The organism is Paraburkholderia sp. DHOC27 (assembly GCF_003429005.1).
Taxonomy (GTDB): Bacteria; Pseudomonadota; Gammaproteobacteria; order Burkholderiales; family Burkholderiaceae; genus Paraburkholderia.
Genome location: NZ_QVQV01000009.1, coordinates 250,551 through 262,671, shown reverse-complemented (window position 1 = coordinate 262,671; position 12,121 = coordinate 250,551). Strand labels below are relative to the sequence as shown.

Annotated in this window: 11 protein-coding genes; 7 read left to right on the top strand and 4 right to left on the bottom strand. The window is 63.2% G+C overall.

The annotated features are described in order from the left end of the window. Positions 1-97: 97 nt before the first annotated feature. Positions 98-625: a hypothetical protein gene (locus D0B32_RS27140; protein ID WP_117337405.1), complete on the bottom strand. Its 528-nt coding sequence runs from the start codon at positions 623-625 to the stop codon at positions 98-100. Positions 626-1,132: 507 nt separating this feature from the next. Between D0B32_RS27140 and D0B32_RS27135 the strand changes: the two genes are divergently transcribed. The 5 genes from D0B32_RS27135 (at position 1,133) to D0B32_RS27115 (ending at position 6,566) form a co-directional block, all read left to right on the top strand. Continuing rightward, positions 1,133-2,062 carry an ABC transporter substrate-binding protein gene (locus tag D0B32_RS27135; RefSeq protein WP_117337480.1) on the top strand — a complete coding sequence of 310 codons (930 nt, stop codon included), beginning with the start codon at positions 1,133-1,135 and terminating at the stop codon, positions 2,060-2,062. Between the two features lie 69 nt (positions 2,063-2,131). After that, complete coding sequence (locus D0B32_RS27130) at positions 2,132-3,634, top strand: sugar ABC transporter ATP-binding protein (protein ID WP_117337404.1); 1,503 nt, start codon at positions 2,132-2,134, stop codon at positions 3,632-3,634. After that, positions 3,631-4,587 (top strand): ABC transporter permease, encoded by a 957-nt coding sequence (locus D0B32_RS27125; RefSeq protein WP_117337403.1) that lies wholly within the window; start codon positions 3,631-3,633, stop codon positions 4,585-4,587. The genes D0B32_RS27130 and D0B32_RS27125 overlap by 4 nt, the downstream gene beginning before the upstream one ends. After that, entirely contained in the window at positions 4,584-5,582 is a 999-nt protein-coding gene (locus D0B32_RS27120) for an ABC transporter permease (RefSeq protein ID WP_117337402.1), read from the top strand. Before D0B32_RS27125 ends, D0B32_RS27120 begins: the two co-directional genes overlap by 4 nt. A 78-nt stretch (positions 5,583-5,660) precedes the next feature. Next, positions 5,661-6,566, top strand: a complete 906-nt coding sequence (locus tag D0B32_RS27115; protein WP_117337401.1) for an SMP-30/gluconolactonase/LRE family protein — start codon at positions 5,661-5,663, stop codon at positions 6,564-6,566. A gap of 28 nt (positions 6,567-6,594) precedes the next feature. On the opposite strand, the gene D0B32_RS27110 is transcribed toward D0B32_RS27115, so the two are convergent. Then, positions 6,595-7,614: a LysR family transcriptional regulator gene (locus tag D0B32_RS27110; RefSeq protein ID WP_117337400.1), complete on the bottom strand. Its 1,020-nt coding sequence runs from the start codon at positions 7,612-7,614 to the stop codon at positions 6,595-6,597. A gap of 194 nt (positions 7,615-7,808) precedes the next feature. Here D0B32_RS27110 and D0B32_RS27105 point away from each other — a divergent pair, with 194 nt between their 5' ends. Together D0B32_RS27105 and D0B32_RS27100 are read left to right on the top strand one after the other, a co-directional pair. Next, the gene (locus D0B32_RS27105; RefSeq protein WP_117337399.1) at positions 7,809-9,383 is read left to right on the top strand and encodes a UxaA family hydrolase; all 1,575 of its coding nucleotides are present in this window, start codon (positions 7,809-7,811) and stop codon (positions 9,381-9,383) included. Between the two features lie 419 nt (positions 9,384-9,802). After that, positions 9,803-11,107: an MFS transporter gene (locus tag D0B32_RS27100; protein ID WP_117337398.1), complete on the top strand. Its 1,305-nt coding sequence runs from the start codon at positions 9,803-9,805 to the stop codon at positions 11,105-11,107. Positions 11,108-11,140: 33 nt separating this feature from the next. Here D0B32_RS27100 and D0B32_RS27095 read toward each other — a convergent pair whose 3' ends face one another. Together D0B32_RS27095 and D0B32_RS27090 are read right to left on the bottom strand one after the other, a co-directional pair. Next, entirely contained in the window at positions 11,141-11,680 is a 540-nt protein-coding gene (locus D0B32_RS27095) for a VOC family protein (RefSeq protein ID WP_181969918.1), read from the bottom strand. Between the two features lie 64 nt (positions 11,681-11,744). Beyond that, positions 11,745-12,116, bottom strand: a complete 372-nt coding sequence (locus D0B32_RS27090) for a YciI family protein (RefSeq protein WP_181969917.1) — start codon at positions 12,114-12,116, stop codon at positions 11,745-11,747. Between the last annotated feature and the right edge of the window lie 5 nt (positions 12,117-12,121).

Below are 12,121 nucleotides of genomic sequence, written 5' to 3'. Positions count from 1 at the left end.
AGTACGCTTGATTGATAGTCGACAGGATTGCTAATAACAACACGGCCAATCACACGCCTTTAATGCATGCAAGGAACGCACGCTCAAGCACGCACGGTCACGCACGCTTTGGCAACTCGGGTGGGGCCGGTAGCGGGCCAAAAAATATCCTCTTGAGCGTGTTCTTTCCGAGCGCGCGCGAGAGTTCCGCGACGACGCAATAGTTGAAGATGAGCGTGACGAGCAGGATCTGGATCGCCCAGAAGCGCGGCCAGCTGATATGGGTGAGCAGTTCATGGTTGGCGGCGGCAAAGCCCGATGCTTCTTTCCAGTAGTCGTAGAGTTGCTCCAGATAGTGGAGCACCAGCGCGACGATCGCATACATCAGCGTCTTCCAGCCGACGTTCCAGATGAGCGGCTTGTCGGGGAAACGATTGATGAACGGCAGCATGTCCGCGATCAGCACGGATTTGCCGAGGATGAGCGACGACACCAGCACCGACGCCGTGGTGGGCAGCGCGATGCCGCTTTCGCGCACCATCAGCGAACGGATCAGCACGACGATGTGAAGGATGACAAAGAAGAAAAGCGTCGGCGGCAGGACTTTCAGGAATTCTTCCTTGATCTTCTCCGTCGCACGACTCATTTTTGACCTCCAGTCACGGATTGCCATTTCGATCGACACGAGTGGTGGCTTACCGGCTTCCAGTATTGGCGGGGCAGCGAGGTTTCGCTATCGGGAGAAGGGGCAACGAAATTGCCCCCGGGGGCAATCCAGCTTGCACCAGCCTTCGATGGATTGAGCGCGGATCGGCGTTTCGGGCGGCGCCTGGCGCGTTGCAGCATTGTTCGGCGCCACGCTGGTTAACATCCTCGGCCCATGCGGGTTTACGTTGGCAACGCAATAACCAGCCGGAATGGCTCGCGCGAAATACGCAATTGGATCGCCTATGCCCACCTCTTTAGACTCAAAGGGGAGCGACCGGTAAGGACGGAACCTGCTCGGCAGCATGCCTCAGATCTGAATCTTTCAAATATCAAACGGAGACAGCACGTGAGATCGAAAGTGGCCTGCGGCATTCTTGCCGCCGTGGTTTGCGTCAGCATTGCCGGCCCCGCCAGCGCGCAACTGGCGACGGGCAATACCTCCTCGATGAAAGTCGCACTCTCCAACAACTACGCAGGCAACAGCTGGCGCCAGTCGATGCTCAAGAGCTGGTCGGATGTCGCCGACGATGCAGTCAAGCAGAAGATCGTCGCCGCCGCGCCCACCTTTACCACCGCCGAGAATCAGGCCACTGAGCAGGTGCAGCAAATGCAGAACCTGGTTCTGCAAGGCTTCAAGGGCATTGCCGTGGATGCCGTTTCGCCCACCGCCCTCAATGGCGTCATCAAGCAGGCGTGCGGCGCAGGCGTGACCGTCGTGTCGTTCGACGGCATCGCCACCGAGCCTTGCGCCTATCGCATCACCGTCGATTTCAGGCAGCTGGGCGCGATGCAGGTGGACTATATGGCCAGGCGCCTGAACGGCACCGGCAACCTGTTCGAGATCCGTGGCCTTGCGGGTGTGTCCGTGGATGACGAAATCCATCAGGGCATCGTCGACGAACTCAAGAAGTATCCGGGGCTGAAGATCGTCGGCTCGGTGCATGGCGACTGGACCCAGACCGTCGCGCAGAAACAGGTGGCCGGTGTGCTGCCCACGCTGCCGAAAATCGACGGCGTAGTGGATCAGGGCGGCGACGGTTTCGGTGCGGCCAAGGCCTTCGCCGAGGCGGGGCGTCCCACGCCGATCATCATTCTCGGCAACCGTCAGGAAGAGCTGGCGTGGTGGGCCGACCAGCGCAAGAAGGGCAACTACGAGACGCTCTCCGTGACCATCCCACCTGGCTGCTCGACCTTCGCTTTCTGGGTGACCCAGCAACTGCTGGCCGGCAAGAAACTGCCGCACGATATCCAGATGCCGCTGCTCCAGGTGAAGGCTGACGAACTCGACTCGGTGCTTGCGAAAACGCCGCCCGGTCAGCTCGCCAACAAGGACTACACGCGCGACGAGGTGCTCAAGGTCGTCGACTCGAAGTAAGGCACATGGCTCGCGACGCCTCGCCATGTGGCGTCGTCGCGAGCGATGCCCGGCACGACGAAGGATCTTATGACGGTCTTATCCACTGAAGCCACTGAATCATCCGGCAGTGCGCCGGGGGACGTATTGATCGGACTGGCCGGCATCGGCAAGTCGTTCGGTCAGGTGAAGGCGTTGAGCGCCATCGACTTTGCCTTTCGCACCGGCGAGTGTGTCGGTGTCGCGGGTCACAACGGCGCGGGCAAGTCCACGCTGATGGCGGTGCTGGCCGGCGTGTATGCGCCCGATCAGGGCACGCTCTCGGTGGCCGGTCAGCCGCTCAGTCACTACGACGCCAACGTGGCGCGGCAAGCGGGCGTGCGCTGCGTGTTCCAGGAGCTGTCGCTGTGTTCGAACCTCTCGGTGGCCGAGAACATGTGCATCCTGCACCCCACGCTCAAGGGACGCGGCTGGCGCAAGAAGGCCACGTCCCTGATGCTCGGGCAGCTCGACGCGATCTTTCCGGGCCACGGTCTGAAGGGTCATGAACTCATCGCGGACCTGAGCCTGACGCAACGTCAGATGGTCGAAATCGCGCGGGCCTTCACGGTGGTCGAGGCGCCCGTGAAACTGGTGATTCTCGATGAACCGACGTCCAGTCTCGACGCCCATACTGCCGGGCAACTGCTTGGTTTTATCCGCGAGGCCGCAGCGCGAGGCATCGCCTCCATTCTGATCAGCCACATGCTCGGCGAGATCGAACAGGTGGCCGATCGCGTGCTGGTGATGCGCGACGGCATGGCCGCGGCGGTCTTGCCGCGTGCCGCGCTCGATCAGGACGCCATCGTGCGGGCAATGGGGCAGCATGTCGAAGCCGCACGCCAAACCCAGGCGTCGGCGCGCCGGCAGCGCGACGACGCGCATTTCACCTGGCAGCTCGGTCCACCGGCGCGGCGTTCCACCATTGATGCGACGCGCGGCGAGATCGTCTGTTTTGCGGGCCTGGCAGGGCAAGGACAGACGGAAGCATTGCTGACCATCTATCGCGATGCGAGCCGTCGCGGTGCGGCGGCGCGGGTGGCGTTCGTGGCCGGCGATCGCGCTGACGACGGCGTCTTCCCGCTGTGGTCGATCAGCGAGAATCTCTCCATCCGTTCGCTGTTTGGCAGTTCGAACGATCTGCGGCGCTACGGGCTCGTGCATGCCGAAGGCGTACGCAAGCTCGTGCAGGAGTGGCGCGCGAAGATCGGCATACGCGGGGCCGCGACGCGTGCCGGCATCCTGTCGCTCTCGGGCGGCAATCAGCAGAAGGTGCTGTTCGCCCGCGCGCTCGCTTCGGATGCCGATCTCATCCTGATGGACGATCCCACCCGCGGCGTCGATATCGGCACCAAGCGCGACATCTACGAACTCGTGCGTAACGAGGCCGCGAATGGCCGCACCTTCATCTGGTACACCACGGAAAACGGCGAACTGGCCTGGTGCGATCGCGCCTATGTGTTTCGTTCGGGACGCGTCACGCGCATGCTCCACGCCGACGAATGCACGGAAGAGGCCTTGCTCGCCGCCAGTTTCGAGGAGCAAGCCGCATGACGCCGAGTGTCGTGTCGACGGGCAACCTGCGCAGCGTACGGCTTAGGGCATTGCTGCCGGTGTTTTCGCTGATCGTGATTCTGGTGCCCATTTTCATCTTGCAGCCCACCACGTTCAGTTACTTCGGTCTGGGACTGCTGCTCAATCTCGCGGTGCCGATCGTGTTCGCGACGCTCGCGCAACTGGCCGTGATTACCGTGAACGATCTGGATCTGTCCATCGGTGCGTTCGTCAGTCTGACCGCGTGCATTGGCGCGACCCTGCTGGTGCGCGAACCGTGGCTCGGCGCGGTGGCGCTCATCGGCTGCGTGCTGCTGTACGCGGCGATTGGCGCGCTGATCGAATTCCGCCAGATTCCCTCCATCGTGGTCACGCTCGGCCTGTCGTTCGTATGGACGGGGCTCGCGGTGCTGCTGCTGCCGTCGCCTGGCGGCAGCAGTCCCGAGTGGCTGGGCAGCCTGATGACCTATCAGACGCCGCTCATTGCGGCACCCATCGTCTGGTCGATCGTGATTGCGGTGGTCGGGCATCTGCTGCTGATGCGCTCGTCGGCCGGGGTGCGGGTCCGGGCAGCGGGCGGCAATCCCCGCGCGATGACCCGCTTCGGCTGGTCGATGGTGAAGAGCCGCGCGATCCTGTACGGCGTGGCGGGCTTTTTCGGTGTGTGCTCCGGCCTGTCGTTGCTGGGCCTCACCACCTCGGCCGATCCCAACCTCGCGTTGCGCTACACGCTGCTCTCGATTGCTTCGGTGATCCTGGGTGGCGGCGAGTTCGTCGGCGGACGGGTCTCGGTATGGGGCGCCGTGCTCGGTGCCATCACCTTGACGGTCGCGGCGTCGTTCCTGGCATTCCTGAACATTTCACCTGACTGGCAGGTCGGCATGCAGGGCGCGATCCTGATCGCGGTGCTATCGCTGCGGGTGCTGCTGCAACGTAGTGGGGGGCGTCGATGAACCGGCCCTCCGAACTGCGCTCGCCAACGGCATCCAGCGTCGAGCCACCTGCAACACTCAGCGCACGCCTCAAAGGGCTGCGCGCGCCGTGGGCCTGGTCCTTCGTTGGGGCGGTCGGCGTCGCCATTGTCATCGCCTTTGTGTTCGGGCTGGCGATTGCCGGCAACGTCGTCCTGACCGCGCTGGTGTTCGGCATCTTCATGGTGCTGGTGGGTCTCGCACAGATGCTCGTCATTACCTCGGGGCCGGGCAATATCGACCTGTCGGTGCCATCCGTGATCGCGCTCGCCGGCATGATCGGCGTGCACGTCATGGCCGCGGACGGCGTGGTGGCCGGTTTTGCCGCTGCCATTGCGTCTGGTGTTCTGGTCGGCTTCGCCAATTACCTGCTCATCCGCGTGCTGCGCATCCCGCCCATCATTGCGACGCTGTCGTCGAGTTTCATCATCCAGTCCGTCGCGATCACGCAAAGCCGGGGGATGAATGCGCCGCCGGTCGCACTGGAGACGTTCGCCAACGGTCATCTGCTCGGCTTGCCGCATCTGGCGTGGATCGCGCTGGTACTGTCGGTGGCAATTGCGGTGCTGCTGCATCTGACGGTGTTCGGGCGCGGGCTCTCGGCGGTGGGCCAGAATCCGCGCGCCGCGTGGCTGGCCGGCGTGGGTGTGGAGCGGACGCGCTGCAAGGTGTACCTGCTTTCCGGTGGCATTGCGGCGCTCACCGGCGTGCTGCTTGCCGCAGTGTCGGGCGGCGCCACGCTGGATATGGGCGTCGAATACATGCTGATCTCCATCGCGGTGGTGGTGATCGGCGGCACCCAGGTCACCGGCGGTCGCGCGACGGTGCTCGGGGTGTGGGGCGCCTCGATGTTTCTCTTCCTGACCAATGCGGTGCTCAACGCATTGGGTGCTGGCGCCGGTGTGCGCTCGATTGCGTACGGACTGCTGATCATCGTCGTGGTGGTGGCGTCGGGCGGCCGCTCGATGCGCTATTAGGCCTGCGGTGACGCATGGCCGTGCTTCAAGTCGTCAGTGAAAACAATCTCGATGCAGTGAAATGGAACGCTAACAACCATGAACCCAAACGAATTCGAAGTACATGATGCGCGTTTTCGCGCCATGCTTCAGCCCAACGCGCCGCTCGAAAAACTCTACGGCGAATGTTTGTGGGCCGAAGGCCCGGTGTATTTCCCGGCCGGCGACTATCTGGTGTGGAGCGACATTCCGAACAGCCGCATGTTGCGCTGGGCGCCCGGCATGGGCGTGGGGACGTTTCGCGCCAATTCGAATTTCTCCAACGGCAATACGCGTGATCGCGAAGGACGTCTCGTCACCTGCGAACACGGCTTGCGTCGCGTGACGCGCACGGAGCACGACGGCACGATTACCGTGCTGGCTTCGGCGTACCAGGGCAAGCGGCTCAATTCGCCCAACGACGTGATCGTCAAATCCGATGGTTCGATCTGGTTCACCGATCCCGACTACGGCATTCTCAGCGACTACGAAGGTGGCCGCGCCGACAGCGAAATTGGCCGCTGCAATGTGTACCGTGTGATGCCGGCCAGCGATGAAGTTGCGCTGGTGGCTGACGACTTCGTCAAGCCTAACGGGTTGGCGTTCTCACCGGACGAGAGCCGCCTGTACATCGCCGATTCCGCGGCCTCGCATATCGAGGGCGCGCCGCATCATATCCGTGTGTTCGATGTGGCAAACGGCAAATTGAACCACAGCCGCGAATTCGTCGAGATTCACGAGGGCGTGCCGGACGGAATGCGCGTGGATGAAGGTGGCAACGTCTGGACCAGTGCGCTGGATGGCGTGCATTGCTATGCGCCGGATGGCACCTTGCTCGGCAAGATCCTGCTGCCCGAAGTGGTGGCCAATCTGACGTTTGGCGGCTTGCATCGCAACCGTTTGTTCATCGCGGCAAACACGTCGCTGTATTCGCTTCATGTGGCCGTACGCGGCGCCGCGACGTGAGCGCGCAGCGCCCGTGTGGGCCGGCGGCTCAATCTGGGCGGTGTGCCGTGCCTGCTGTGACCGGTTGCGCACCTGGCCGGTCGGCGGAATGGGCGTGATGATGACCGTGCCGCGCGGCACTGGCGCGCAGCAGCGCAATGAACTCCTGGGTCGCATGCGAGGGAATTTCGTTCTTGCGGGTGATGATGCCGTAGTTCGACATGGTGCGATGGATCGGCACGACAAGCTGGCCGAGCAGGCCGTTCGCGACGTACTTTTCGACGGCGGCACGCGGTTGCAGCGAAATCATGTCGGTGCTTTGCAGCAGTTCGAGCGTCGAGAAGATGGAGGGCGTTTCGACGATGCCGACCGGCGCCAGCAGTCCCGTGGCGGCGAAGGTTTCGTCGAACAGGTGACGGATCGCCGTGGCGGGCGGATAGAGAATCCACGACCACGAGCCGAGATCGGCGATTTCGAGGTTGGCGCATTTGAGCAACGGGTGGTGCCGTCCAACCACCACCCAAACGGGTTCCGCCGAGAGATCTTCGACGTCGAAGAGGATCTGCTGGCGTGCTTCGGTCAGGCGTCCCACCATCAGGTCGAGCTTTTTCTCTTCCAGCCAGAGCGCCAGTTGATCGCTGCTCTGTTCGATGAGCCGGACAATCAGCGCGGGCCGCTGCTGCTGGATCTCCTTGATGGCGGCGGTGACGACCTGCGCGGTGGACGCCGTGATGGCGCCGATCGCGAGATGGCCGTAGCCGCCGTTCTTCAGCATGGAGAACTCGCTGACGAATTTGCCCAGATCGGCGACGGCCCGGCTGGCATAGCGCAAGGACAGCGCGCCGAGATCCGTGGGCCGCATGTCGCGCGGCAGGCGCTCGAAGAGCGGCGCGCCGAGCATGGTCTCGATGTCGCTCAGAATCTTGGTCGCGGCGGGCTGGGTCATGTGCATCTGCTCGGCGGCGATGCGCAGATTGTGGGTGCGCCCGAGGATGTCGAGCAACTGCAGATGCTTGAAGCGCAGCCGGGCTAGCACAGTGGTGTCGTGCACAGTGGGTGGTCTGGACATGATCGGGACGTAAGGGTAAGCCCCAGTGGGCTCATAACCATCTGGAATGGATTGTACTCAAGCTGCGATTGGATGTTTGGCCGCCGCGCGCCTACAGTGGCGTCTGGTCGGATTGCTTGGCCGTCAGCCGGTCGCGCCGCGCGCATGCGGACGTCGCGGTGTGAACGCGGCGTCTTTGGAATGGAGAAGTGAATATGACGTTTGAGACTGGAGATATTGCAGCGGGGTCCACCGGTGGTGTGCCGGCCACGGAGCCGGTCGTGCGTCTGCATCCACAGGACGATGTGGTGATTGCGCGGCATCAGCTCGTCACCGGTGTGCAGTTGCGTGACGGGCTCACCGTGCGCGGCCTGATTCCGGCCGGCCACAAGCTGGCGGTGCGGGCCATCGAAACGGGCGCGCCCGTGCGCCGCTACGGACAGATCATCGGCTTTGCCAGCCGTGCAATCGAAGCGGGTGAGCATGTTCACACACACAATCTCTCGATGGGCCATTTCGATCGCGACTACGCCTACGGGGTGGACGCAAGGCCCGTCGAGCAAGCGGGCAAGACGGCGCGTTTCATGGGGATCGTGCGGGCCGACGGCCGGGTGGCGACCCGTAACTACATCGGCATTCTGACCTCGGTCAACTGCTCAGCAACGGCGGCGCGCGCGATTGCCGACTACTTCCGCCGCGATATCCATCCCGAGGCGCTGGCGGCCTTTCCGAATGTGGATGGCGTGGTCGCCCTGACGCATGGACAAGGGTGTGCGATTGATTCGGAGGGCGAAGCATTGGGTCTGATTCGCCGCACACTCGGCGGCTACGCGCGGCATCCGAACTTCGCCGCTGTCGTGATTGTCGGCCTTGGCTGCGAGACCAATCAGATCGACGGTCTGTTGCGCAGCGAAGGCCTCACGGCCGGCGCCGCGCTCAAGACCATGACGATCCAGGCCACGGGCGGCACGGCGCGCACGGTGGCCGCGGGCATCGAAACGATCAAGGCCTTGCTGGTCGACGCCAATCGCGTGAAGCGCGAACCCGTCGACGCCAGCCATCTGATGATCGGGCTGCAATGCGGCGGTTCCGACGGCTATTCCGGCATCACCGCCAACCCGGCGCTGGGCGCGGCGGTCGATCGTCTGGTGGCGCATGGCGGCACGGCGATTCTCTCCGAGACGCCGGAGGTGTACGGCGCGGAGCATCTGTTGACGCGCCGTGCGGTATCCGTTGCGGTGGGCGAGAAGCTGATCGAGCGCATCCATTGGTGGGAAGCGTATTGCGCGCGCATGGAAGCCGATCTGAACAACAATCCTTCGGCGGGCAACAAGGCGGGAGGACTGACGACGATTCTGGAAAAGTCGCTGGGGGCTGTGGCGAAGGGCGGCACGACCAATCTCGTCGAGGTGTATCGCTACGCGGAGCCCGTCCACGCACATGGTCTCGTGTTCATGGATACACCCGGCTACGATCCCGTGTCGGCAACCGGACAGGTGGCGGGCGGCGCGAATCTGATCTGCTTCACCACCGGACGGGGCTCGGCCTATGGCTGCGCGCCATCGCCTTCGTTGAAGCTGGGGACCAACACGGCGCTGTGGCGCCGCCAGGAAGAAGACATCGACCTGAACTGCGGCACGATACTCGATGGCGAAAAGAGCATCGACGAGTTGGGGCAGGAGATTTTCGAACTGATGCTGGCTACCGCGTCCGGTTCCATGTCGAAAAGCGAACTGCACGGTTATGGACAGAACGAGTTCGTGCCGTGGCAGATCGGTGCCATTACCTGATCTGCTTGATCTGCGCTGGAAAAAACGCAGGGAAGGGGAGCGCCGCGCGCCCGATCGAAGCGCGCGGGCGCTCACGCAGGAATCTGTTTCGTTGCCATCCCATCTAATCTGCTTATCGGTTGCTTCGCGGCAGACGCTGGCGGCCATTGCGCGCCGCGCGCAGAAAAAATCGCATGAAGTCATGGCGGCTGGGCCTTCCCGCACAACCACGCCTTTCCAGACGGGTAACGGAACCAGGCAAAAACCGGACATGTACCGCCTCTCTCGTGGTTAACCCGAGATTCTTGCGCACGTCTCTATTCGCTAACGTGCACATCAGGGGAATCCTTCCACCTTCTCGAGCACGTGTGCGGCGATGAGGCGGCTCGCGCATTCCCCAAAGCATCGACGGCACTTGCGCTGTTTCCACGAGGAGAAAAATGCGGCTAGGCTGGTACTCTGATCTCACGCCTGTTGAGCGGCGCACGTATTGGGCGTGTTTCGCCGGCCTTGGCCTCGATTCGATGGACGCCACCATCTTCTCGCTGGTGATCCCCGCCCTGATCGCAACGCTCGGGCTGACGCATCCGCAAGTGGGTTATCTGGCCACCGCGGCACTCCTCGGTGTGGCGATTGGCGGTTGGGGCGCGGGCATACTCGCCGACCGGATCGGGCGTGTGCGGATCCTGCAGTTCACCATCCTGTGGGTGGGAGTCTTCACCGTTGCCGCGGCATTCGCCAATTCGTTTCCCGTGCTGTTCGGCATCCGCATCATGCAGGGCCTCGGCTATGGCGGTGAAGCCGCCGTGGGTGGCGTGCTGATCAGCGAAGTCATACGGCCCGCGCTGCGTGGCCGCGTGGCGGCTTCCGTGCAGAGCGGCTATGCGCTCGGCTACGCGCTATCCGTTGCGCTGTTGCCGGTCATCGCCTCGCTGTTCCCCGAGCAGATTGGCTGGCGCGTGTTCTTCGCGCTCGGCATTCTCCCCGCGGGTTTGATCCTGTTCATCCGTCGACTGGTGCCCGAGTCGGGCGCCTACGCGGACGCAAAGGCGGCACGTGAAAAAGGTGTTGTACCGACGCCGTTCTGGGAAATCTTCGCCCGTGCCCACCTGCGTCGCACGCTGGCTGCCGTGGTCATGGCCACCGGCATCTACGGCGGTGCGTACGTGATGATCACCTGGTTGCCTACGTATCTGCGCAGTGCGTTGCACCTTTCGGTTGGGACGAGCGCGGGCTATCTTGCCTTCAACATCGTGGGCTCGCTCGTCGGGCCGTTCTTCTACGGATGGATGTCCGACCGCGTGGGCCGGCGACCAGCGTTCATGGCGTTCCTGGTGCTGCAGGCGGCCAATGTCGCGGTCTATCTGCTGGCGCCGATCGGGGCCACCGTGACCATCGTGCTGAGTTTCTTTCTGGGTGCCTTTCAGGCCGCGTTGGCTTCGGGCATGCTGCCCACGTTCGCCGAACTTTTCCCAACCAACATTCGCGCGAGCGGCCAGGGGTTTTGCGTCGGCGGTGGTCGTGGTTTTGGTTCGATCGTGCCCGCGACGGTCGGCGTGCTGGCCGCTTCGCTGCCACTCGGCACGGCGATGGGCGCGTGTGCGCTGTGCGCCTACGCGGTGGCATTCTGTGCCGCCATCTTCCTGCCCGAGACGAGCGGGACCGACCTCCACAAGACATCGCCCGCCGCAGAAGAGCCGGCCGAGGTCCAACGTCAACGCGCCGACAGTGTGGTTCGCACCTGAGCGTGGCCGTCGCCGCGCGGCAGCACTGCGCGGCTAACTGGCTTGCGCATGCTGTGCCTGGGCGGCGTGCCATCCCGGCATATTGGAGAACGTCTCGGCGTAGTGATGTGACAGTCCCTCGATCACATTGCCGAAGCAGTCTTCCAGATACACTAGCTGATAAGGACGGTCCGGCAGAAACTGCCAGATTTTCGTGCGTTGCCGTCCACCGTGCGCGATCACGCGTTCAACGAGACCCGGCAGATCCGGGTCCGTCACGCACAGATGAAATACGCCGCCGCGCTGATAGTGGAAGTTGTCCTGCGGCATCTCCACCGCCGGCTCGACGAACTGGAACAGTTCGAGCCCCACGCCGTTGGCCGACACGAGATGCGCCTGAAAAGCCCAGCGAAACGCGGGGCCGAATATTTCTGCCACTTCCGGCACGTCGGGGTTGCGTTCGAGCGTGCGGCGAAAAATGAGCCGGAAGCCGAGTGCGGCGCCATACCATTCAATCGCCCGGTCGATGTCGGGCACCGTCATGCCAATGTGATTGAACGGCAGCGGTTGCGCCCGTTCTGCGGGTTGATTCATGCGTACCTTCCTCGCCTGAAAAATCGCGCGCTGCGTATTGCAGCGCCCTATTGCAGCGGCGCCGTTAGTCGAGTTCGAAGCGCGTCGCCGAAAGACGCGTCCTGATGGAGAGCGTACCCTCGCGCAGTTCCCAGAGCTTGAGTTCGTAGCGCCGCAAGCCGCGCCGGATGAACGGCTCGTTGTCCATGAACGCCGCCGCTTCTTGTTCCGTTGCGGCATACAGTACCGTCATGCCTTCGCCGACAATATGGCCTTCGCTGACGAAGGGTCCGGACAGGAACACCTTGTCTTCGTGTTCGAGCAGATAGTGGATGTGCTCGGGAATGTGCGGCATCGTTTCTTCAACGGACGCCACCGGATAGCTGAACGCCACGTAGAGACGCTTGCGCAGATTGGGTTCGACGAGACGCTGAATTTCAGCCTGGAGTTCTGACATGATGA

Coding starts and splice junctions, on each gene's coding strand:
- D0B32_RS27140 (WP_117337405.1), bottom strand. CDS start 625: ATGAGTCGTGCGACGGAGAAGATCAAGGAAGAATTCCTGAAAGTCCTG.
- D0B32_RS27135 (WP_117337480.1), top strand. CDS start 1,133: ATGAAAGTCGCACTCTCCAACAACTACGCAGGCAACAGCTGGCGCCAG.
- D0B32_RS27095 (WP_181969918.1), bottom strand. CDS start 11,680: ATGAATCAACCCGCAGAACGGGCGCAACCGCTGCCGTTCAATCACATT.
- D0B32_RS27090 (WP_181969917.1), bottom strand. CDS start 12,116: ATGTCAGAACTCCAGGCTGAAATTCAGCGTCTCGTCGAACCCAATCTG.
- D0B32_RS27120 (WP_117337402.1), top strand. CDS start 4,584: ATGAACCGGCCCTCCGAACTGCGCTCGCCAACGGCATCCAGCGTCGAG.
- D0B32_RS27125 (WP_117337403.1), top strand. CDS start 3,631: ATGACGCCGAGTGTCGTGTCGACGGGCAACCTGCGCAGCGTACGGCTT.
- D0B32_RS27110 (WP_117337400.1), bottom strand. CDS start 7,614: ATGTCCAGACCACCCACTGTGCACGACACCACTGTGCTAGCCCGGCTG.
- D0B32_RS27130 (WP_117337404.1), top strand. CDS start 2,132: ATGACGGTCTTATCCACTGAAGCCACTGAATCATCCGGCAGTGCGCCG.
- D0B32_RS27105 (WP_117337399.1), top strand. CDS start 7,809: ATGACGTTTGAGACTGGAGATATTGCAGCGGGGTCCACCGGTGGTGTG.
- D0B32_RS27115 (WP_117337401.1), top strand. CDS start 5,661: ATGAACCCAAACGAATTCGAAGTACATGATGCGCGTTTTCGCGCCATG.
- D0B32_RS27100 (WP_117337398.1), top strand. CDS start 9,803: ATGCGGCTAGGCTGGTACTCTGATCTCACGCCTGTTGAGCGGCGCACG.